The organism is Sphingomonas sp. 35-24ZXX, from assembly GCF_000786215.1.
Lineage (GTDB): Bacteria > Pseudomonadota > Alphaproteobacteria > Sphingomonadales > Sphingomonadaceae > Blastomonas.
In genome coordinates this window covers 524,780-545,121 of record NZ_JROG01000001.1, presented here as the reverse complement: position 1 = coordinate 545,121, position 20,342 = coordinate 524,780, and the positions used below count along the sequence as shown (strand labels likewise).

Sequence of the window (20,342 nt, the reverse complement as noted above, 5' to 3'; positions counted from 1 at the left end):
GAGAATGCGGTCGTAGCGGGGGCTTGTCGCCCCTTGGTATGGTCGCCGCGATTGACGCTTGATCTGCTATGACTGTCCCGATATGTCAAGCGGTGTCAGAAAAACGGGCGGAGGCTGCGGCCAAACTGCCACAGTCCCGGTTGCGGGGTGAGGATAATAGCTTGAAACTGCGGCTCGATGCCGAAATTGACGGGTTCGATCTCCGCTTCGGGGATCATCTGGTGCTGCGCCATCGACTTTCCTGTCCTGCGGTGGTCATGGCACGCGGCAACCCCGATATCCTGATGATTCGCGGCAATTTCCGCATCTCGGATGCGCCCGCCGATGTCTTGTCGCCCACCGAGTGGCGCCTGATCGACAGCGGCGCGGAGCTGCTGCACGAAGGCGCCCCTGCCCTGCGGATCGCGATCCGGGGCAATCGCCTGATCATGACCAGCCTGCTGCCGGGCTACGACCGGATCACCGTGAGCTTTCACGCCGAAGCGGAAGAGTGCGTCTGGGGCGGCGGCGAGCAGATGAGCTATCTCGCGCTCAATGGCCGCGCCTTCCCGATCTGGACCAGCGAGCCTGGCGTCGGGCGTGACAAGTCGACCGAACTCACCCGCATCATGGACGCCGACGGGATGGCGGGCGGTGATTACTGGAACACCAATTATCCCCAGCCGACGTTCCTGACCTCGCGCTGGCTCGCCGTGCACCTCGCTGCCAGCTGTTACAGCGTGCTCGATTTCACCGATCCTGCGGCGCACCGGGTGGAGGTTTGGAGCAGCACTGCCGCGTTCGAACTGTTCGCCGATGATGGCCCGCTGGGGCTGGTCTCGCAGCTCTCGAAGCACTTCGGCCGCCAGCCCGAACTGCCCGACTGGGCGATCGGCGGCGCGATTGTCGGGCTCAAGTCAGGGGCATCGAGCTTTGACCGGCTCGAACGCTTCATCGAGGCCGGCACCGCGGTGGCGGCCATATGGTGCGAAGACTGGGCCGGTATCCGCGAGACGACCTTTGGTCGCCGCCTGTTCTGGGACTGGCATGCCGGCGACCGCAGCGCGGCGCGCTATCCTGCGCTGAAGGACCGGATTGCAGCACTGCATGAACGCGGCATCCGCTTCATGGCCTATGCCAACCCCTATATCGCGGTCGATGGCGAATTGTACGAGGAAGGCCGCGCCGGCGGTCATTTCTGCCTCGCGCAAGACAGCGACGAGGTCCACCTGGTCGACTTCGGCGAATTCGACTGCGGCGTGGTCGATTTCACCCGCGAGGAAACCCGCGCATGGTTTGCCGAGCGTATCCTGGGCCGCGAGATGCTCGATATCGGCATCGATGGCTGGATGGCGGACTTCGGCGAATATCTGCCCACCGATCTGCGTCTGGCCGATGGCTCCGACCCGTTGGAGGCGCACAATCTTTGGCCGGTGCTGTGGGCGGAGGTCAACGCCCGCGCCGTCGCCAGCCGTGGCCGCACGGGCGATGCGGTATTCTTCATGCGCGCAGGCTTCTCCGGCGTTCAGGCCCATTGCCCGTTGCTGTGGGCGGGCGACCAGTCGGTCGATTTCACCCGGCATGACGGCATCGGCACGGTGATCACCGGCGCGCTGTCGGCAGGTCTCGTCGGCAACGCCTACAGCCATTCGGATTGCGGCGGCTATACCTCCTTGCACGGCAACATCCGCAGCGACGAGCTGATGCAGCGCTGGTGCGAGCTGGCCGCATTCGCGCCGGTGATGCGCAGCCACGAAGGCAACCGCCCCGACGACAATCTGCAGTACGACAGCAACGACGAACTGCTCGCCTGCTTTGCACGCTGGAGCCGGGTGCACGCGCATCTTGCGCCTTACGTGCGGCATCTGTGCCATCAGGCGAGTGAGGCAGGCCTGCCCGCCCAGCGCCCGCTGTTCCTGCATTACCCGCACGACGCTGCCCTCTTTACGGTGCAGGACCAGTTTCTCTACGGTGCCGACCTGCTGGTGGCCCCGGTGATCGAGCAGGGCGCTACGGCTAGGTCTGTCGTGCTCCCCGGCGCGGGCGTGTGGCGGCACGTGTGGAGCGGCGTGGATTACGCGCCGGGCCTGCACCGCATCGCCGCTCCCATCGGACAGCCACCAGTGTTCTATCGCCCCGACAGTGCCTTTGCCGCGCTGTTCGCAGGGCTTGGCGAGGTGCTGGAGCGATGAGTGAACGCGCGAACATCCGCGATGTCGCGGCCAAGGCCGGTGTGGCGGTGAAGACCGTCAGCCGGGTGCTGAACGGCCACCCCTATGTCAGCGCGCAAACGCGCGACCGGGTGGAAGAGGCGATGCGCGCGCTCGATTTCCGCCCGAGCATCGCCGCACGCATCCTGTCGGGCGGCAAGTCGAACCAGGTCGCGCTGATCTACGACAATCACAGCCCCTATTACATGTTCCAGATCCAGACCGGCTGCTGGGACTTCTGCCGCTCCAACAACATCCGCCTGCTCGCGCAGCCGGTCGACGTCGCCGACCCACAGGTGGGCGAACAGGTGCGCGGCCTTGTCACCGAAACGCATGTCGATGGCATCATCCTTTCCTCCCCCGTCACCGATTGCGACCCGGTGCTGCGCGCGCTGGAAGCGCTCGACGTGCCGTTTGTGCGGATTTCGCCCGGCACCAATCATGCGCTGACGAGTTCGGTGTTCATGGACGATGCGCTGGCCGCCGATGACATGACGACGCACCTGATCAACGCCGGGCATCGCCGCATCGGCTTCATCAAGGGCCATCCCAATCACATGGCATCGGACGACCGCTTGTTCGGCTATCGCCGCGCGCTCGACCGCGCCGGGCTGCCATTCGATCCGGTGCTGGTGTGCGACGGCGAATTCGACTTCGATTCGGGCGTGCGCGGCGGGCGGATGCTGCTCGATCTGCCGCAGCGCCCCAGCGCGATCTTCGCCTCGAACGACGACATGGCAGCGGGCGTACTCGCCGTCGCGCATGATCGCGGCATGGATGTGCCTGCCGAGCTCTCGGTCGCTGGCTTCGATGATACCACGCTCGCGCGCACCGTCTGGCCGCCGCTCACCACGATCCATCAGCCGATGGCGGAACTCGCCCGCACGGCGACCGAGATCCTGATTGCAGGGGGCGATATCGCGCATCGCCGCCTTCCCCATACCCTCGTCGAACGCGCTTCCGTAGCGCCCCCACACAGGACTTTTTCATGAGTGAATTGCCATTGCCGCCTGCTTTCCGTCCTCTGGGGCGGAGCGACATTGCTGTCTCCCCTATTTCCTGGGGCATGTGGCGGTTCGCCGAGAACGGCCGTACCGTCGCCCAGGCGACGGCTTTGGTGCACGCCGCGCTCGACGCCGGGATCACCTTCCTCGATACCGCCGATATCTATGGTTTTGACGGCCAGGGCGGCTTCGGTGATGCCGAGGCGCTGCTGGGCGAAGTCATCGCGGCCGATCCGGCCTTGCGCGACCGCATGGTGCTGGCGACCAAGGGCGGCATCCTGCCTCCCCTGCCCTATGATCAGGGCGCCGATTACCTGCGCAAGGCGATCGACGATTCGCTCCGCCGCCTGAAGGTGGACATGGTCGACCTGTGGCAGATCCACCGCCCCGACATTCTCGCGCACCCGCAGGAAACCGCGCGCGTGCTCGACGATGCGGTGTCGTCGGGCAAGATCCGCGCGATCGGTGTGTCGAACTTCACGATGCCGCAGATTGCCGCGCTCGACCATTTCCTCGCCGAGAAGATCGTCACCACCCAGGCCGAGATCAGCCCGCTGCGGATCGATTGCTTCGAAAATGGCGAGCTCGATCAGGCGATGATGATGGGACTGACCCCGATGGCCTGGTCGCCGCTGGGTGGCGGCCGTCTGGCCGCGCCGGAAAGCGAGCGCGACAAGGCCGTCGCTGCGGCGCTCGATGCCGTCGGTGAAGCCCAGGGCGTCTCGCGCAGCGTGGCTGCCTATAGCTGGCTGATGGCGCATCCGGCGGGCATCATCCCGATCATCGGATCGCAGCAGGCCGAGCGTATCGCCGAGGGCGCTCAGGCGCTCAAGGTGCGCTGGTCACGGCAGGACTGGTACAATGTGCTGGTCGCAGCCCGCGGCGTACCGCTGCCCTGATGTCGTGCCGGGTGCTTCGACAAGCTCAGCATGAGCGGGGTTGGGGCAGCCTTCCAAACCACTCCGCTCAGCCTGAGCCTGTCGAAGGCCCCGCGCCAGCATAGCCCAGCTCAAAGGAATCAAAAACATGACACAACCCACTGACCAACAATGCGAAATCGCCTGGTTTTCGGCGCTGTGCGACGATGACTATGAATTCCTGGGCGTGCCCGACCCGTATCTGCAATCGAGCTGGGAGCATTGCCGCAACATCGTGCTGCGCGCCGAAGAGGGCGGGTTCGACAACATCCTGCTGCCTTCGGGCTATAGCCTCGGCCTCGACACCACGGCGTTCGCTGCTGCCGTCGCGACGCAGGTGCGCCGCATCAAGCTGCTCTGGGCAACGCGCATGGGCGAGGACTGGCCACCGCAGTTGGCGCGGCGCATCGCGACATTGGACCGCATCCTCGGCCCCAATGCCGCAGGCACCGGCGGGCGGCTGAACGTCAACATCATCTCGTCCGACATGCCGGGCGAGAAGATCGAATCCGCACCCCGTTATGCCCGGGCGACCGAGATCATGAAGATCGTGCGCACCTTGCTCAACGGCGAGGCGCTCGATTTCCAGGGCGATTTCTTCAACTTGAAGCTCGATCCGCCGCGCGTCACCACGCTGTCGGGCAAGTGCCCCGCCTTCTATTTCGGCGGCCTCAGCCACGAGGCGCGCGAGTGCGCTGCCGAAGCCTGCGACGTCTACCTGATGTGGCCCGACACCATGGACAAGGTGCGCGAGAACATTGCCGACCTGACCGCACGCGCCGCGAAATACGGCCGCACGCTCAAGTTCGGTTATCGCGTCCATGTCATCGTCCGCGAAACCGAAGACGAAGCGCGCGCCTATGCCGACCGTCTGCTGTCCAAGCTCGACGACGAGGCGGGCAAGGCGATCCGCGAAAAGTCGCTCGATGCCAAGAATTATGGCGTGCAGCGCCAGCAGGAACTGCGCGGCGCGGCCGATGGCGACGGCTTTGTCGAGGAAAACCTGTGGACCGGCATCGGCCGTGCCCGCTCGGGCTGCGGCGCCGCGATCGTCGGCACACCCGACCAGGTGCTCGCCAAGCTGCGTGCCTATCAGGCCGAAGGGATCGATGCGTTCATCCTCTCGGGCTATCCGCATGTGCAGGAAGCCGATATGTTCGCGCGCTACGTTCTTCCGCACATCCAGCACGGACCGCTTGACATCTGATGGACCAGACGCAGCCCAGTTCCGCCACCGTGTATGACGTCGCCGTGATCGGCGGCGGCGTCAACGGCACCGGCATTGCCCGCGATGCCGCCGGGCGCGGCGCCAGCGTGCTGCTGCTCGAGGCGGCGGATCTGGCGAGCGGCACCTCGTCCAACTCGAGCAAGCTGATCCACGGCGGCCTGCGCTATCTGGAGCATTACGAATTCGGGCTGGTGCGCGAGGCGCTGGGCGAACGCGAAATCCTGTGGGCCATCGCACCGCACATCATCTGGCCGATGCGCTTCGTGCTGCCCTGGGTGAAAGGCCTGCGTCCGCGCTGGCTGCTGAGGCTCGGCCTGTTTCTCTACGACCATATCGGCGCGCGCAAGAAGCTGCCTGCGACGCAGACCATCCGGCTGAACCGCCACCCCGCAGGCGCGCCGCTCAGGGACGAGTTCGTGCACGGCTTCGTCTATTCGGACGGCTGGGTCGACGATGCGCGGCTGGTAGTGCTGAACGCACGCGATGCCGCCGATCACGGCGCGGATATCCGTACCCGCTGCCCGGTGACCCGGCTTGAACGGGCCGGCGACCTTTGGCGGGTCGAGACGCCGCAGGGAGTGTTTTCCGCTCGTTCGGTGATCAACGCGGCTGGCCCATCGGTGCTGGGCATATTGGGCCGCAGCGGTGAAAAGCCCAAGCAGTCGATCCGGCTGGTGCGCGGCTCGCACATCGTGGTGCGCAAGCTGTTCGACCATCCGCACCCCTATTTCTTCCAGTTGCCCGATGGCCGCATCTTCTTTGCGATCCCCTATGAGCAGGACTTCACGCTGATCGGCACCACCGATCGCGATCATGCGCCCGCCGAGCCAATCGTCGCGAGCGCCGAGGAAATCGCCTATCTGTGCGAAGGCGCGAGCCGCTTCTTCGCCAAGCCCGTCACGCCCGCCGATGTCGTTTGGACCTATTCGGGTGTGCGGCCCTTGGTCGATGATGGATCGGGCAAGCCCGAGGCTGCGACCCGCGGCTATCGCTTCGACCTCACCGATGCGAGTGAAGGCGCGCCGATGCTCTCGGTGTTCGGCGGCAAGATCACCACCTTCCGGACGCTGGCGCAGGAGGCGGTGGACCGCATGGGTGATCGCATTGCTGCGCTGCAGGGGGATCACTGGACGCATGCCAAGCCCCTGCCCGGCGGCAATTTCGGTGTCGACGAAGCGCCGCTGCAGATTGCTGCATTGCAGGCGCGCTATCGCTTTCTGGACGCCGGATGGGCCGAACGGCTGATCCGCACCTATGGCACCACCGCCGCAACCTTCCTGGGCGATGCACAGTCGCTCGACGCGTGCGGACGCCATTTCGGTCATGGCCTGACCGAGGCCGAGGTCCGCCATCTGGTCGTCCACGAATGGGCGACCTGCGCCGAGGACATATTGTGGCGGCGCACGAAGCTGGGGCTGCATCTCTCGCCGGAACAGACCCAAGAGCTCGACCGATTTTTCAAAGAGGAACTGACAGCATGACACCCCGCATCGTCGCCATTGGCGGCACCGTTTCGGTCGGCAGCACCACCGAGCTCGCCCTGCGCACCGCGATGGCGAGTGCCGCCGCGCACGGGGCAGAGGTGCAGCTGTTCGACGGGGCCTATCTCGCTGCCCTGCCCCATTATCGCAGCACAGCGCACGCAGGCGCAGAAGGGCGAGAAATGGTCGAGGCGGTGCGTGCCGCCGATGGTGTCTTGCTCGCAGCCCCCGGCTATCACGGCACGATTTCGGGTCTGGTCAAGAACGCGCTCGATTTTCTGGAAGACCTGTCCAAGGACGAGCGGCCTTATCTTGATGGCCGTGCAGTCGGGCTGATCGCAACGGCATACGGCGACCAAGCGACGATGAGCACGATGCAGACCTTGCGCAGCATTGTCCACGCGTTGCGCGGCTGGCCGACGCCGATGGGCGCGACCATCCGCACCTATCCCGGCCTCTATTCGCCTGATGGCGAATGTCTGGACGACCGCGCGCGGATGCAGCTCGACATGGTCGGGCAACAGGTCGTACAGGGCGCGAATAGCCTCAGCATCCAGGCGAGGCCCGCCGCATGAGCATCGAGGCTGCGGTCGACGCGCTCAAACAGGGCCAGGTCATCGTCATCACCGGCGATCGCTATCGCCGCGGCGACATGGATTTTGCCGTCGCCGCGCAGCACGCCACGCCCGAGGCGATCAATTTCCTGGCAACGCACGGCCGCGGGCTGATCTGCCTCGCCATGCAGCAGGATCGCGCCCAGCGGCTGGGCATCGACCTGATGAACCCGGGCAGTGATCGCCAGTCGGGCAGGCCGCTGGGCCGTTCGATCGAGGCCGCCGAGGGGGTTACCACCGGCATCTCCGCCGCCGACCGCGCACAGACCGTCAAGGCCGCCGTGGCGCCCGATGCCACATCGGACGATATCGTCTCGCCCGGGCATATCTTCCCGCTGATCTGTTCTTTAGGCGGCGTGCACGAACGGCCTGCTGCGGCAGAAGCTGCCGTCGAACTGACCAGCCGCGCAGGAGCCGGCGATGCCGCCGTGATCTGCGCGATCATGCGCGACGATGGCGAAATGGCGCGCCCCGCCGACATTGCCGATCTGGTCGAGCGCTTTGGCCTCGCCGTGGCCGATATCGGCGACCTGCTGGCCAGGAACGAAGATGGGGAGCACGCGGCGCATGGCTGACGGGCAGATGATCCTGGTGCTCGACGAGGGCACCACCTCGACCCGCGCGATGCTCTACACGCTCGGCGGCGAATGGATCGCCACCGAGCAGCGCGACATCACGCAATATTATCCGCAGCCCGGCTGGGTCGAGCATGACGCGACCGAGATCTGGGAACACACCTTGGCCTGCGCACACGCGATGATCGCGCGCGCCGGCGGCGCCGAGCAGATCGCGGCGATCGGCGTCACCAACCAGCGCGAGACCGTGGTCGCCTGGGACAAGAGCAGCGGCAAGCCGCTCGGCCGCGCCATCGTGTGGCAGGACCGCCGCACCGACGAGCAATGCCAGAAATTGCGCGCAGCGGGCCATGAAGCAGCGGTGCAATCGGCGACCGGCCTGCTGCTCGATCCGTATTTTTCCGCCACCAAGATGGCGTGGATGCTGCGCAACATCGAAGGTGCTGACCAGCTTGGCGATCGGCTGGCCTTTGGTACGGTCGAAAGCTGGCTGGTGTGGAACCTCACCGGCGGGCTGCATGTCTCCGACGTCTCCAACGCCAGCCGCACCAGCCTGTTCGCACTGACCGGGCAGAGCTGGGACGAAGGGCTGTGCGACCTGTTCGGCGTGCCGCGCGGCGCGCTGCCCGAAGTCGTGCCCAGCACTGGCGCGTTCGGCACGACCAGGCCTGAGCTGTTCGGCGTGGCGATCCCGATCACGGGCCTTGCCGGCGACCAGCAATCCGCCACCATCGGCCAGGGCTGTTTTGCGCACGGCCAGACCAAGGCGACTTTGGGCACCGGTGCGTTCATTCTCGCGAATATGGGCCAGACCCCGCCCAGATCGGACCACCGCCTGCTAGGCACGGTATTGTGCGAGGTTGGCGGCACGCGCAGCTTCGCACTCGAAGGATCGGTGTTCGTCGCGGGCAGCCTGGTCAAATGGCTGCGCGACAGCATCGGCCTGCTGGGCAATGCAGCCGAGAGCGAGGCGCTCGCCCGGTCGGTGCCCGACAGCGGCGATGTCGTCGTAGTCCCTGCCCTGTCAGGCCTCGGCGCGCCCTATTGGATGCCCGATGCGCGCGGCAGCATCAGCGGGCTGTCTTTCGCCACCACGCGTGCGCACATCGTCCGCGCGGCGCTCGAATCGGTCGCCAACGTGTTCCACGATCTCGGCCGCGCCTTTGCGGCCGATGGCGCAGGCTGGTCGGTGCTGCGGCTCGATGGCGGTATGAGCGCAAACGACTGGATCGCGCAGGATATCGCCAACGTGCTCGGCATCCCCTGCGAACGCCCGGTCGATGTCGAAACCACCGCGCGCGGCGCAGCGATCCTGGCGGCGATCGGTGCGGGCCATTATGCCTCGCTCGAAGATGCGCGCACGATGGTTTCGCCGATCCAGACCTTCGAGCCGCAGATCGACCCTGCTGCGCGCGAGCGCCGGCTGAATCTGTGGACCACGGCGCTCAACCTCAAGCCGAGCTGACGCCACGCGCGCCAGCGGAGCCTGAGGTGCGTACGATCAGACCTTCACCGGCGCGAGCCTGGGGCTGAGCAGATGCACCACCAGCAGCGCCAGCAGATAGGCGCTCGCGCAGATCGCGAACAGGATCTCGTAGCTGCCGGTGCTGTCGAGGATATAGCCGGTGAACAGCGCCATCCCCATTCCGCCCAGGGCACCGACCGTGCCACCGATGCCGATGACCGACCCCACCGCGCCGCGCGGGAACATGTCTGACGGCAGCGTGTAGAGGTTTGCCGAAAACGCCTGGTGCGCTGCGGTCGCAAGGCCGATGATCAGCACCGCCGCCCAGATGCTGTCGATGCTCTGCGCAAACCAGATCGGCGTGACCGCCAGCGCGCACAGCAGCATCGTCGCCTTGCGCGCGAAATTGGGGGTGCGCCCTGCCTTGATCAGCCGCGACGACATCCACCCGCCGAAAATCGATCCGCCATCGGAGATCAGATAGATCGCCGCCAGCGGCAGACCGAAGGTCTTGAGATCCATGTCATAGCGTTCGAACAGATAGCCCGGCAGCCAGAAGAGGAAGAACCACCAGATCGGGTCGATCAGGAACTTGCCCAGCGCATAGGCCCAGGTCTCGCGCACGGTTAGCAGACGGCCCCAGCCGATCTTCTCGACCGGGTCCGCCGGGTCCTGCTGGATCCAGGCGAGTTCTGCAGGCGACACGCTCTTGTGCTCGGACGGGTGGCGATAGATCGCCCACCAGGCAACCAGCCAGACCAGACCGAATACACCGGTGATGTAGAAGGCCTCGCGCCAGCCGAACCACAACACGAGCAGCGGGACGAGCAGCGGCGTAATGATCGCGCCGACATTGGCGCCGGCGTTGAACAGGCCGATGGCAAAGGCGCGCTCGCGCTGCGGGAACCAGTCGGTCACCGCCTTGATGCCGGCGGGGAAGTTGCCGCTTTCGCCGATGCCCAGGCCAAAGCGCGCCGCAGCAAAGCTGGTCACCCCGCTCGCCAGGCCGTGCGCCATATGGCCCACCGTCCAGATGACGATGGCGATCGCATAGCCCAGCCGCGCGCCGAGCACATCGACGATGCGGCCAAAGCCGATATAGCCGATGGCATAGGCGACCTGGAACCAGAAGACGATGTTGGCAAAGTCGCTTTCGGTCCAGCCGAACTCGGCGACCAAAGTGGGCTTGAGCACCCCGATCATCTGGCGGTCGATATAGTTGATCGCGGTGGCCGCGAACAACAGACCGACGATCACCCAGCGATAGCGCCCTGCCCTGCCCGCGGCGGCATCCAGCGCCGGGGGCCGTGTCGCTTGTGCGGCGGTATCAACCATAGTCCCTCTCCCAGGTGCGCGCCCGGCTTTTGCCGATCCGCCAATATGTGAAAAACCTTAGCGTGGCTGTGCAGCCACGACGCGGCAGCAGACATCGCCGCAGCCTTCGAAGATCGCGCGGAACGACTGGCCCAGCGCAATCTCGTGCACGCCCGTGATCGCGCCGGTCGATATCCACAGACCCTGCGAGACATCGAACCCGCGCTCCAGCAGATTGCCCAGCAAAAACCGCACAGCGCCATAAGGGCCATCGAGCATCGTCGCAGCCGTCGCCTTGCCGACCTCGATACCGTTGATCTCGCTGCGCACGACAATCGCGCACAGGTCGACATCGCGCCAGCCGGCAAGCTCCGCCCCGCGCACCATGCCGGCATTGTTGCCGAAGTCGGAAACAGTGACCGCTGGGCCATCGGTGTTGATACCGGGATACGGCGAGCTGGCGATCTCGATGCCCAGCCGGACATCATCCAGAATTGCGCGGGTGCCGTCGTCATCGCTGGGCACGGGGCCGGCAAAACCGGGCGCGACATGCAGCAGAAGCTCTGCCTCGCCCGCGGCAAAGCCGCCATCGAACACCGGCATATCGGGCACCTGCCCCTCGATCGCATCGACAACGCTGTCGCCAAAGATCGGCCCGGCCAGGCGGTTTGCGCCCAGGATTCCATCGAGCGGCGGGTTGATGCGGCCGACCTTCCAGCCGATCACCTTGCGCCCATCGATCGCGATCGCGCGATCCTGAATCGCATAGGCCGGCGCAAGCGCATTCGGCGCCATGCCCGGATAGGCGCTCAGCACCTGCGCCTCGCGCCGGGCAAGGACAAAGGCCTGCGCCACCGCATCGACCGCTGAATCCACCGTCAATTCTATCCCCATCCCTCAAGTCCTTTTCGTATCCGGTTGCCTAAAGGAAACCGGTGTCATTCGCAAGAGGCCGTGCTTCGCGGCAGACATCGCTACAGCGTCACGCCCTTCTTCCAGATCGCGATCGCGCGCTGCCCAGCGTGTTCGGCCGCGGTTTTTCGTCCGCTGGCAATCGCCAGAAGGCTGTCCAGAAACGCTGCATCCACCCCATCGGGATCTGCCTCCAGCACCGCAGATGCATCGAAATCGATCCAGTGCGGCTTGGCCTCGGCCAGCGCCCGATTCGAGGCGATCTTCAACGTGGGCGCGGGAAATCCCAGCGGCGTTCCGCGTCCGGTGGTGAACAGCACCAAGGTCGCCCCCGCCGCGGTCAGCGCCGTCGAGGACACCGCATCGTTGCCGGGCGCTTCGAGCAGTGCCAGGCCGGGCCTTGCCGCCCGCTCACCATAACCCAGCACGCTGGTCAGCACGGCGCTTCCGGCCTTCTGCACGGCGCCTGCCGATTTCTCCTCCAGCGTGGTGATGCCGCCGGCGATGTTGCCGGGCGAAGGGTTCTCCGACACCGGCAGCCCCTGATCGAGATAATAGCGCTTGAACCCGTTCACCAACGCTGCGGCCTGCGCAAAGGTATCGGCATCGGCCGCGCGCTTGAGCAGCGCCTGCTCTGCACCGAAGATCTCGGGTATCTCGGTCAGGATCGGCGTGCCGCCAGCCGCCGCGAGCGTGTCGCTGAACCGTCCCAGCAGGGGGTTGGCTGTGAGCCCCGAAAATCCGTCGGACCCGCCGCATTTCAGTCCGACCACCAGGGAACCCAGCGGCAGCGGCTGGCGCTCGGCGGCGGATGCGACGGCGACAAGCGAGTCGATGATCGCGGCGGCCTCGGCCAGTTCGTCGCCTGCACCTTGCGTCGACAGGCACTGCACCTTGGCACGCGCCATGGGCGGCAGGGCGGCGACAAGATCGGTGAGCTGGTTCGATTCGCATCCCAGCCCCAGCAGCAGCACGCCCGCCGCATTGGGGTGCGTGGCAAGACCCGCCAGCAGCGTCCGTGTCGCCGCGAGATCGTCGCCCAGTTGCGAGCAGCCGTGCGGATGGGCAAAGGCGTGGACACCATCGAGCCGCCCTGTCGCGATCACCCCTGCATGCCGCGTATTGGCCTCGCGCGCGATCTGCTCTGCGGTCAGCGCGACACAGCCGACGCTGGGCAGGATCCATATCTCGTTGCGCGTGGCTGCGCGGCCATCGGCGCGCAGATAACCCTGCCACACCGGACCGCCAGCTGGCGGCACGTGACTCGCGCCTGCGCCAAGCCCCGGCGCATAGGCCAGCTCGCCTGCCAGCGCCGTATGCAGATTGTGAACATGAACATGATCGCCCGGTGCGATCGGTGCGGTCGCGCGGCCGATCGGCAGCCCGTATTTCACCACGGCATCACCCATCCCATGGGCCGCCAGCGCGAACTTGTGTCCCCGGTCGATATCGGTCGCCAGCGAGACTCGCAGTGCCCCAAGCTCGACCACTGTGCCCGCAGCAAGGTCGCGCAAGGCCACGGCAACCGTGTCTGCGGCATGGACCTGCATCGCTGGCAGCATGGCGGGGGACATGGCGGGTGCTCTCCTCAGCGCGGCGATTCTCTGGCGTCCGCGTCCATCAGGCATAGCGTGATGGTAACCGGTGTCAATGATGGCGGGATTGCCTAGAGGCCGTAGTTGCGGCTAGGACAATTGCTGCACTGACACCGGTGTAGTTGGGCGATGGGGCAGATCAGCGCGTGAACAAGGCAAAAGAGGGCAAGCCCACCATCAACGATGTCGCGCGGATTGCCGGGGTCTCGAAGAAGACCGTCAGCCGCGTCATCAACCGTTCGCCCCTGCTCAATGGCGCGACGCGCGACAAGGTCGAGGCGGTGATCGCCGAACTGGGCTACGTCCCCAACCCGCAGGCGCGGGCGCTGGCCTTGCGGCGCAACTTCCTGATCGGGCTGATCCACGACAACCCCAATGCGCAGATGGTGCTGGGCGTGCAGGAGGGCATCCTTTCGGCCATCCGCGAAACCGAATTCGCTTTGGTGGTGCGACCGGTCAACCGCCGCTCCCCCGACATGCTCGACGACGTTCGCACCTTTCTGGAGCAACAGCGACTGTTCGGGGTGCTGCTGCTTCCGCCGATTTCGGAGAACGACGCGCTTGCCGAGCTGTGTGACGAACTGGGTGTGACCTATGTGCGCATGGGTTCGGTGCGGCTGGACGAGGACGCGCACATGGTCGCGTCGAACGATCGCGAGGCGGTGGCCAAGGCGATCGCCTATCTGATCAGCCATGGCCACAGCCGCATCGGCTTCGTCGCAGGGCCCGAGGGCTTCCGTTCCGCCGCCGAGCGTGCGCTGGGCTATCGCGATGCGCTGGAGACCGCAGCCATCGCCTTGGACCCGGCGATCATGGCAGAAGGCAGCTATACCTTCGAGACCGGCATTGCCGCCGGCGAAAAGCTGCTCGCCGCCTCCCCCCGCCCCAGTGCGATCTTCGCCAGCAATGACGAAATGGCCGCCGGCGTGCTGCACGCCGCGCGCAGCATCGGCCTTTCGGTTCCCGAGGATCTGTCGATCATCGGCTTTGACGATACCGCCATCGCCGCGCACATCTGGCCCCCCATGACCACCGTGCGCTGGCCGATCCAGGCGATGGCCAAGGCCGCCGCGATCAAGCTGATCGATCCGGTCGAAGCCCGCAGCCAGCCCTCGCACTTCCTGTCCGATCTGATCGAGCGGGCCTCGGTTGCATCGGCCTGACATAACCCCCGCCCCGCCGAATGGGGCTTGCATGGCTTTATGACACCGGTTACCAAGCAGGCCAATCGTTTATCAGAGACAGACCGGAGCGGTACCGCCCGGACAGGAGAGACCCATGAAGATCGCACTGATCACCGAAAACAGCCAGGCTGCCAAGAACGCCATCATCCACGAAGCGCTGACCACGGTTGCCCAGCCGCTGGGCCATGACGTGTTCAATTACGGCATGTACACCGCCGAGGATTCGGCATCGCTGACCTATGTGATGAACGGCCTGCTCACCGGAATCCTGCTCAATTCGGGCGCGGCGGACTTTGTCGTCACCGGCTGCGGCACCGGGATGGGTTCGATGCTGGCGTGCAATGCCATGCCCGGCGTGTTCTGCGGCCTGGTGATCGACCCGACCGACGCCTTCCTGTTCGGCCAGATCAACGACGGCAACGCCATTTCGATGCCTTATGCCAAGGGCTTTGGCTGGGCAGCCGAGCTCAATCTGCAGGATGTCTACAAGAAGCTGTTCGATGGCGAGCGCGGCCTGGGCTATCCCAAGGAACGTGCAGCGATCATGGCCAAGAACCGCGGCATCCTGAAGGACCTCAAGGCGGCAAGCTGCCACGACATGCTCACCGTGCTGAAGACCGTCGATCAGGATCTGCTCAAGGCCGCGGTCGCAGGCGAGCGGTTTGCCGAATATTTCTATCCCAACTGCCAGGACGAAGCGATCGCTGCCTATCTGCGCGAACTCACCGCCTGAACAGCATAACCCCATAAGCGGGGAGAGGACGATCATGACGAACAGCCTTTTCGACCTTTCGGGCCGGGTTGCGGTGGTGACCGGTGCGAACACCGGCATCGGCCAGGGCATCGCGCTGGCGCTCGCGCAGGCCGGAGCGGATATCGCTGCGGTCGGTCGCACACCGGCAGACGATACCGCCGCCAAGGTGCGCGCGCTGGGTCGCCGCTGCGAGCTGGTCGCCGCCGACCTCGGGTCGATTGCGCCTGTGGGCGATGTTGTCGCGCAGGTGCTGGAAGGGCTTGGCGGGCTGGACATTCTGGTCAACAATGCCGGGATCATCCGCCGCGCCGATGCGGTGGACTTTACCGAGGAAGACTGGGACGCGGTGATCGATACCAACCTCAAATCGGTGTTCTTTCTCAGCCAGGCGGCGGGACGGCACATGATCGCGGAGCGCGAAGCTACGGGCCGTCGCGGCAAGATCATCAACATCGCCTCGATGCTGAGCTTCCAGGGGGGCATCCGCGTGCCGAGCTACACCGCGAGCAAGAGCGGCGTTGCGGGCCTCACCAAGCTGCTGGCATGCGAATGGGCGGCCAAGGGCGTCAACGTCAATGCGATCGCGCCCGGCTATATCGCCACCAACAACACCGCGCAGCTGCAGGCTGACGAGACTCGCAACCGGCAGATCATGGAGCGCATTCCCGAGGGCCGCTGGGGTGACCCTGCCGACATCGGCGGGGCCGCGGTATTCCTGGCGAGCAACGCCGCCGATTATGTGCAGGGCCATGTGCTTGCGGTCGATGGCGGATGGCTCGCCCGGTGACGGAGCCCGAGATGAAGAGTGGCGCTGTCGTCTGCTTTGGCGAGATGCTGCTGCGGCTCGCCCCGCCGGGCGCACGCATGATGGTGCAGGCGCAGACGCTCGACATGGTGGTAGGCGGAGCGGAGGCCAATGTGGCCGCCGCCTTGGCGTCGCTGGGGCATGAAACGCGGATGGTCACCCTGCTGCCACAGTCGCCGCTGGGCGACAAGGCAAGGGCGGATCTGGGAGCTGCCGGGGTCGATACCCGCTTCATCGCGCGCGCTCCCGGGCGCATGGGCCTGTATTTCATGGAAGCAGGCGCTGGACTGCGCCCCTCGTCGATCACCTATGATCGCGCAGGCTCTGCCTTCGCTCTGAGCGAACCGGATGCACTGGACATTGCAGGCGCGCTCGAAGGCGCGGCATTGCTGCACATGTCGGGCATCACCCCTGCCCTGGGACCCAAGGGCGTAGCATTGGCCGATGCGGCCATCGCCGCAGCGCAGGCGGCGGGCGTTCCGATCTGTCTCGACGGTAACTACCGCGCGCAGCTGTGGGAAAGCTGGGACAGCGATCCGCGCAGCATTCTCACCCGGCTGGTGGGCGCCGCGACGGTGCTGATCGGCAACCATCGCGATATCTCTTTGCTGCTGGGCAAGACCTTCTCGGGCGACGGCGCAGAGCGCAGGCGCGAAGCCGTCGACGCCGCGTTCGATGCCTTCCCCAATCTGCAACTGGTCGCTTCCACCGCGCGCCATATCGTCAGCAGTGACCATCATCGCATTGCTGCCCGGGTCGACACGCGTCAGGGCAAGCACCAGACGGCAGAGATCGATGTAACCGGCATCGTCGACCGCATCGGTACCGGTGATGCATTTGCTGCAGGCGTGCTGCACCAGTATCTGCAAGGCGCAGGCGAGCAGGCGATGGCCGAATGCGGGCTGGCGCTGGCGGCGCTCAAGCATTCGCTGCCGGGTGATTTCTGCCTGATCCGGCCCGACGAACTGGCTGGCTTCTCAGCTGCCGGCGGCGATGTCCGCCGCTGACTTGACCCGCCGCGGGCTGCTGAGTGCGGGTGCGGCGCTGGTCGCCAGCCCGGCGCTGGCCAGCACCCGAGACCCGCAAGCGGGTAGCTTCACCGGCCTGCGCGAACAGGGTGTGAGCGCCTTCAAGGGCATCCGTTACGGCCGCGCGGCGCGGTTCGAACGACCGCTGGCCGAACCATGGCCGGGTGTGAAGACCGCCGCGCAAGGCTTCGCACCGATTGCGCCGCAGCGCGGCAATCGCGATACGCCGCAGTCCGAAGACTGCCTGTTCCTCAACGTATGGACGCCTGACGCAAACCCGAAGGCGGGCCGCGCGGTGATGGTCTATTTCCACGGCGGGGCCTATACCACTGGCACCGTTACCGATCCGCTCACCCATGGGGCCAAGCTGGCTGCTGCCGGCGATGTCGTAGTTGTCACGGTCAATCACCGGCTCAACGCGTTCGGCTATGCCTGGCTCAAACCCTTCGGGCCGCGCTTTGCCGACAGCGGCAACCTGGGCCAGCTCGACCTCATCCTCGCGCTCGAATGGGTGCGCGACCATATCCGCGATTTCGGCGGCGATCCGCGCCGGGTGATGGTGTTCGGCCAGTCGGGCGGCGGCGCGAAGATCGCCACGCTGATGGCGATGCCCGCGGCGCAGGGCCTGTTTCACAGCGCGGCCACGATGAGCGGCCAGCAGGTGACCGCCAGCGGACCGATCAACGCCTGGGCTCGCACCCGCGCGCTGATGACGGCTATGGGGCTGGCAGCGGACGATGTCGAAGGTCTGCGCACGGCGCCAACGCAGCGGCTGGTCGATGCTCTGGCGGCGACCGATCCGGTGATCGGCGGGTCGGTGTATTTCGGGCCAGTGCTCGACATGACCAATCTGCCGCGCCACCCGTTCTGGCCCGATGCTGCGCCGCAATCGCTCTCGATCCCGATGATCCTGGGCAATACCCGTGAAGAGACTCGCGCGTTTATCGATCCGCGCGGAGCCAAGCTGCAGGGGCTGGATTGGACCAATCTTGCCGCGCGAATCACGCCCGAGGTGAAGATCGATCTCGATATCGATTGGGTCGTTGCGCAATATCGCGCGCAATACCCGGACTGGACGGCGCAGCAAGTGTTCTATGCCGCGACAACAGCAGGCCGATCGTGGCCGGGACAGGTGATAGAAGCCGATGCGCGGGCGCGTGCAGGGGCTGACAAAACCTGGGTATACCAGCTCGATCGCCCCTCGCACGTCGATCCGCTGCGCGGCGCGGCACATACCGACGACATTCCCTATGTGTTCGGCACGCTCGATGCGCCCGGCAGCATGAGCGGCGTGGATGAAGGCGCGCGGCGCACACGCGATCGGATGATGCAGGCGTTCACTGGCCTTGCCAAGAATGGAAAGCCCGGGCTCGCCGACTGGAAGCCCTATGCCCTGCCCGATCGCGCGACCCTGGTGGTCGGCGATGGCCGCGCGGATTGCATCGACGACCCACGCCGCTTCGAGCGCGAATTATGGGCTACGGCGCCTTACATTCAGCCGGGCAGCTGACCGGTTCCTTGACCGGATAGGCGATGATCAGCGCCAGCGGCTTGTCGCCCTTCTGCCAGATGCCGACCACCGCGCCGTCATAGAGATACGCGGTCATGCCGGGCTTGAGCGTGGCGCGCTGGCCATCCGAGACGACCTCGCCCTCGCCGTCCAGCACATAATAGACCTCGTCATGCGCGATCGTATGCTCGCCGATCGCCGCGCCGATATCGAGTGTGCGGCGGCGGAATTCCATGCGGCGCGGCTGCGGCACATGGTCGCTGATCCGCCAGGCGCTGCTCATGCCGATCGCACCGTGCGGCGGTGGTTCTCGCCGCAAGGTGTCGGCCTCGTCGACGATCGCCATCGGCGGGGCCCCCGCCAGCAGCAGCGCAGCTAGCAGGCTCACTTGCGGTCCTGCCGCATCTGGCGATCGCGCGTCGACAGCGATTCCTGCGCTCCGCCCTTCTGGCCCGGATAGCGCCCGTTTTTGGGGGTCATCGTGTCGAGATTCCATTCGGCCTCGACGAACCTCGCGGTGGTCGGTGCAAACTTGGGATAGCCGCCGACTTCGCTCTCATCGTCGATGATGTCGCCGCGGCCTTCGGCCACGAAGAACAGCACGCGGATGTCGTCTGGCGCACGATCCCACGGCCGCGCACCTGCGGTCTGCAGCAACGATGTCTCGACATCTCCCGAAGCCAGGACCTGATAGCGCGAGACATCGGCGAGCGGGGCGTCGGCGGTGATCAGCTTTGCCTGCGTTTCGCCATAGCGGCCGAACTGGGGCAGCGGATTGCCATGCCGATCGACCGCGCGATTGTCCTTGCCGAAATACGCGAGGTCACCGTCACCGCCCAGCATCAGGAAAGGCAGACCTTCGTTGGTATCGTTGCCGCCGCGCATCACATTGCCGATCGCGGTGATCTCTCCGGTGACATAATCCTGCCCCAACCACTCGAGGTTCATCAGGTTGTAATGCACCGCGCGGTGGCCGGGATTGTAGATCAGGTTGTTGATCATGCTCACCTGCGCCCCGCCCTTTACCAGCGGCGAACGCTCGACATTGTGCGCCCAGACGTTGCGGTAGAAGGTGATGTTGGTCGCATTGTCGTGGATCAGCGAACCCTTGCTGTGTTCACCCTTGGGGTGGCTCGACGTGGCGAGGCCCTCGGCGGCCAGATTGTCGCGAAAGACGATGTTGTGGCTGGTCCCGGCGCGCCATTCGGCCACCGTCTTGCCGGTAAAGCGCGGGCCGGATGCCGACATGTTCTCGTCCACACCCCACAGGAAGCTGCAATGCTCGACGACGATGTTGCGCGCCGCCACGGTGGAGAACGAATCCGCTTCCCAGCCCGACATCCGGGCCTGGCCATCCGCGCCGGTCATGACCCGGATATGCGAGACGACGACATCATGCGTGCGTACATCGATGCCGCCCTTGACGATGGTGATGCCGGGCGAAGGCGCGGTCTGACCTGCAATCGTCAGGAAGGGTTCCTTGATCTCCAGAGTGCTGCGGCCGAGGTCGATGACGCCCCCCACTTCGAAGACGATGGTCCGCTTGCCCTTGGTCGCCAGCGCCTCGGCGAGCGACCCGGGACCGTCCTTGGTCAGTGTCGTCACTCGGATGATTCGCCCGCCGGCGCCGCCTGTGGTCGGGTCTGCCGGGTGGGGTTCGGCCCAGGCCGGAACAAGGCTGGCCATGACAAACGCGCCGATAATTGCGGCGTTTTGCAGTGTCTTGTGCATCATTTCTCTCCCGTTGCCATGGTTATTGACAGAGCC

General features: G+C 65.7%; 19 protein-coding genes. 13 read left to right on the top strand and 6 right to left on the bottom strand.

What is annotated here, in order from left to right; genetic code table 11:
* Positions 1 to 95 precede the first annotated feature (95 nt).
* Positions 96 to 233, bottom strand: a complete 138-nt coding sequence (locus LI72_RS20450) for a hypothetical protein (protein WP_231562341.1) — start codon at positions 231 to 233, stop codon at positions 96 to 98.
* On the opposite strand from LI72_RS20450, the gene LI72_RS02480 reads away from it, so the two are divergent.
* From LI72_RS02480 to LI72_RS02445, 8 genes are all read left to right on the top strand, one after another.
* On the top strand, positions 168 to 2,171 hold the full coding sequence (locus LI72_RS02480) for an alpha-glucosidase (protein ID WP_443018105.1): 2,004 nt from the start codon (positions 168 to 170) through the stop codon (positions 2,169 to 2,171). The genes LI72_RS20450 and LI72_RS02480 overlap by 66 nt on opposite strands.
* Entirely contained in the window at positions 2,168 to 3,181 is a 1,014-nt protein-coding gene (locus LI72_RS02475) for a LacI family DNA-binding transcriptional regulator (RefSeq protein WP_033924223.1), read from the top strand. The genes LI72_RS02480 and LI72_RS02475 overlap by 4 nt, the downstream gene beginning before the upstream one ends.
* Positions 3,178 to 4,092, top strand: a complete 915-nt coding sequence (locus tag LI72_RS02470) for an aldo/keto reductase (RefSeq protein ID WP_033924222.1) — start codon at positions 3,178 to 3,180, stop codon at positions 4,090 to 4,092. The genes LI72_RS02475 and LI72_RS02470 overlap by 4 nt, the downstream gene beginning before the upstream one ends.
* Before the next feature lie 127 nt (positions 4,093 to 4,219).
* Positions 4,220 to 5,317, top strand: a complete 1,098-nt coding sequence (locus LI72_RS02465; protein ID WP_033924221.1) for an LLM class flavin-dependent oxidoreductase — start codon at positions 4,220 to 4,222, stop codon at positions 5,315 to 5,317.
* A complete protein-coding gene (locus LI72_RS02460) occupies positions 5,317 to 6,819 on the top strand; it encodes a glycerol-3-phosphate dehydrogenase (RefSeq protein WP_033924220.1) in 1,503 nt (500 codons plus the stop codon). Before LI72_RS02465 ends, LI72_RS02460 begins: the two co-directional genes overlap by 1 nt.
* The gene (locus LI72_RS02455) at positions 6,816 to 7,394 is read left to right on the top strand and encodes an NADPH-dependent FMN reductase (RefSeq protein ID WP_033924219.1); all 579 of its coding nucleotides are present in this window, start codon (positions 6,816 to 6,818) and stop codon (positions 7,392 to 7,394) included. Before LI72_RS02460 ends, LI72_RS02455 begins: the two co-directional genes overlap by 4 nt.
* Positions 7,391 to 8,008 (top strand): 3,4-dihydroxy-2-butanone-4-phosphate synthase, encoded by a 618-nt coding sequence (locus LI72_RS02450; RefSeq protein WP_033924218.1) that lies wholly within the window; start codon positions 7,391 to 7,393, stop codon positions 8,006 to 8,008. Before LI72_RS02455 ends, LI72_RS02450 begins: the two co-directional genes overlap by 4 nt.
* Complete coding sequence (locus LI72_RS02445; RefSeq protein WP_033924217.1) at positions 8,001 to 9,473, top strand: glycerol kinase; 1,473 nt, start codon at positions 8,001 to 8,003, stop codon at positions 9,471 to 9,473. The genes LI72_RS02450 and LI72_RS02445 overlap by 8 nt, the downstream gene beginning before the upstream one ends.
* A 36-nt stretch (positions 9,474 to 9,509) precedes the next feature.
* Here LI72_RS02445 and LI72_RS02440 read toward each other — a convergent pair whose 3' ends face one another.
* From LI72_RS02440 to LI72_RS02430, 3 genes are all read right to left on the bottom strand, one after another.
* A complete protein-coding gene (locus LI72_RS02440; RefSeq protein WP_052129409.1) occupies positions 9,510 to 10,808 on the bottom strand; it encodes an MFS transporter in 1,299 nt (432 codons plus the stop codon).
* 57 nt (positions 10,809 to 10,865) lie between these two features.
* Entirely contained in the window at positions 10,866 to 11,681 is an 816-nt protein-coding gene (locus LI72_RS02435) for a 2-keto-4-pentenoate hydratase (RefSeq protein WP_033924216.1), read from the bottom strand.
* An 80-nt stretch (positions 11,682 to 11,761) separates the two neighbouring features.
* Positions 11,762 to 13,273, bottom strand: coding sequence for a UxaA family hydrolase (locus LI72_RS02430; protein WP_033924215.1), 1,512 nt, complete (start codon positions 13,271 to 13,273; stop codon positions 11,762 to 11,764).
* 167 nt (positions 13,274 to 13,440) lie between these two features.
* Between LI72_RS02430 and LI72_RS02425 the strand changes: the two genes are divergently transcribed.
* The 5 genes from LI72_RS02425 (at position 13,441) to LI72_RS02405 (ending at position 18,575) form a co-directional block, all read left to right on the top strand.
* Positions 13,441 to 14,457: a LacI family DNA-binding transcriptional regulator gene (locus LI72_RS02425; RefSeq protein ID WP_033924366.1), complete on the top strand. Its 1,017-nt coding sequence runs from the start codon at positions 13,441 to 13,443 to the stop codon at positions 14,455 to 14,457.
* Positions 14,458 to 14,572: 115 nt separating this feature from the next.
* Complete coding sequence (locus tag LI72_RS02420) at positions 14,573 to 15,211, top strand: RpiB/LacA/LacB family sugar-phosphate isomerase (RefSeq protein ID WP_033924214.1); 639 nt, start codon at positions 14,573 to 14,575, stop codon at positions 15,209 to 15,211.
* A gap of 34 nt (positions 15,212 to 15,245) precedes the next feature.
* A complete protein-coding gene (gene kduD / locus LI72_RS02415) occupies positions 15,246 to 16,019 on the top strand; it encodes a 2-dehydro-3-deoxy-D-gluconate 5-dehydrogenase KduD (RefSeq protein WP_033924213.1) in 774 nt (257 codons plus the stop codon).
* 11 nt (positions 16,020 to 16,030) lie between these two features.
* Positions 16,031 to 17,044 (top strand): sugar kinase, encoded by a 1,014-nt coding sequence (locus LI72_RS02410; protein ID WP_033924365.1) that lies wholly within the window; start codon positions 16,031 to 16,033, stop codon positions 17,042 to 17,044.
* A complete protein-coding gene (locus LI72_RS02405; protein ID WP_033924212.1) occupies positions 17,031 to 18,575 on the top strand; it encodes a carboxylesterase/lipase family protein in 1,545 nt (514 codons plus the stop codon). The genes LI72_RS02410 and LI72_RS02405 overlap by 14 nt, the downstream gene beginning before the upstream one ends.
* On the opposite strand, the gene LI72_RS02400 is transcribed toward LI72_RS02405, so the two are convergent.
* Together LI72_RS02400 and LI72_RS02395 are read right to left on the bottom strand one after the other, a co-directional pair.
* Complete coding sequence (locus LI72_RS02400; protein WP_033924211.1) at positions 18,544 to 18,963, bottom strand: cupin domain-containing protein; 420 nt, start codon at positions 18,961 to 18,963, stop codon at positions 18,544 to 18,546. The two genes, LI72_RS02405 and LI72_RS02400, sit on opposite strands and share 32 nt — an antisense overlap.
* Positions 18,960 to 20,261 (bottom strand): pectate lyase family protein, encoded by a 1,302-nt coding sequence (locus LI72_RS02395; protein WP_231562338.1) that lies wholly within the window; start codon positions 20,259 to 20,261, stop codon positions 18,960 to 18,962. The genes LI72_RS02400 and LI72_RS02395 overlap by 4 nt, the downstream gene beginning before the upstream one ends.
* Between the last annotated feature and the right edge of the window lie 81 nt (positions 20,262 to 20,342).

Bases quoted from the DNA above. Each gene is read 5' to 3' on its own strand.
- LI72_RS20450 (WP_231562341.1), bottom strand. From the start codon at position 233: ATGGCGCAGCACCAGATGATCCCCGAAGCGGAGATCGAACCCGTCAAT.
- LI72_RS02475 (WP_033924223.1), top strand. From the start codon at position 2,168: ATGAGTGAACGCGCGAACATCCGCGATGTCGCGGCCAAGGCCGGTGTG.
- LI72_RS02470 (WP_033924222.1), top strand. From the start codon at position 3,178: ATGAGTGAATTGCCATTGCCGCCTGCTTTCCGTCCTCTGGGGCGGAGC.
- LI72_RS02465 (WP_033924221.1), top strand. From the start codon at position 4,220: ATGACACAACCCACTGACCAACAATGCGAAATCGCCTGGTTTTCGGCG.
- LI72_RS02460 (WP_033924220.1), top strand. From the start codon at position 5,317: ATGGACCAGACGCAGCCCAGTTCCGCCACCGTGTATGACGTCGCCGTG.
- LI72_RS02455 (WP_033924219.1), top strand. From the start codon at position 6,816: ATGACACCCCGCATCGTCGCCATTGGCGGCACCGTTTCGGTCGGCAGC.
- LI72_RS02450 (WP_033924218.1), top strand. From the start codon at position 7,391: ATGAGCATCGAGGCTGCGGTCGACGCGCTCAAACAGGGCCAGGTCATC.
- LI72_RS02445 (WP_033924217.1), top strand. From the start codon at position 8,001: ATGGCTGACGGGCAGATGATCCTGGTGCTCGACGAGGGCACCACCTCG.
- LI72_RS02440 (WP_052129409.1), bottom strand. From the start codon at position 10,808: ATGGTTGATACCGCCGCACAAGCGACACGGCCCCCGGCGCTGGATGCC.
- LI72_RS02435 (WP_033924216.1), bottom strand. From the start codon at position 11,681: ATGGGGATAGAATTGACGGTGGATTCAGCGGTCGATGCGGTGGCGCAG.
- LI72_RS02430 (WP_033924215.1), bottom strand. From the start codon at position 13,273: ATGTCCCCCGCCATGCTGCCAGCGATGCAGGTCCATGCCGCAGACACG.
- LI72_RS02420 (WP_033924214.1), top strand. From the start codon at position 14,573: ATGAAGATCGCACTGATCACCGAAAACAGCCAGGCTGCCAAGAACGCC.
- kduD (WP_033924213.1), top strand. From the start codon at position 15,246: ATGACGAACAGCCTTTTCGACCTTTCGGGCCGGGTTGCGGTGGTGACC.
- LI72_RS02410 (WP_033924365.1), top strand. From the start codon at position 16,031: ATGAAGAGTGGCGCTGTCGTCTGCTTTGGCGAGATGCTGCTGCGGCTC.
- LI72_RS02405 (WP_033924212.1), top strand. From the start codon at position 17,031: ATGTCCGCCGCTGACTTGACCCGCCGCGGGCTGCTGAGTGCGGGTGCG.
- LI72_RS02395 (WP_231562338.1), bottom strand. From the start codon at position 20,261: ATGGCCAGCCTTGTTCCGGCCTGGGCCGAACCCCACCCGGCAGACCCG.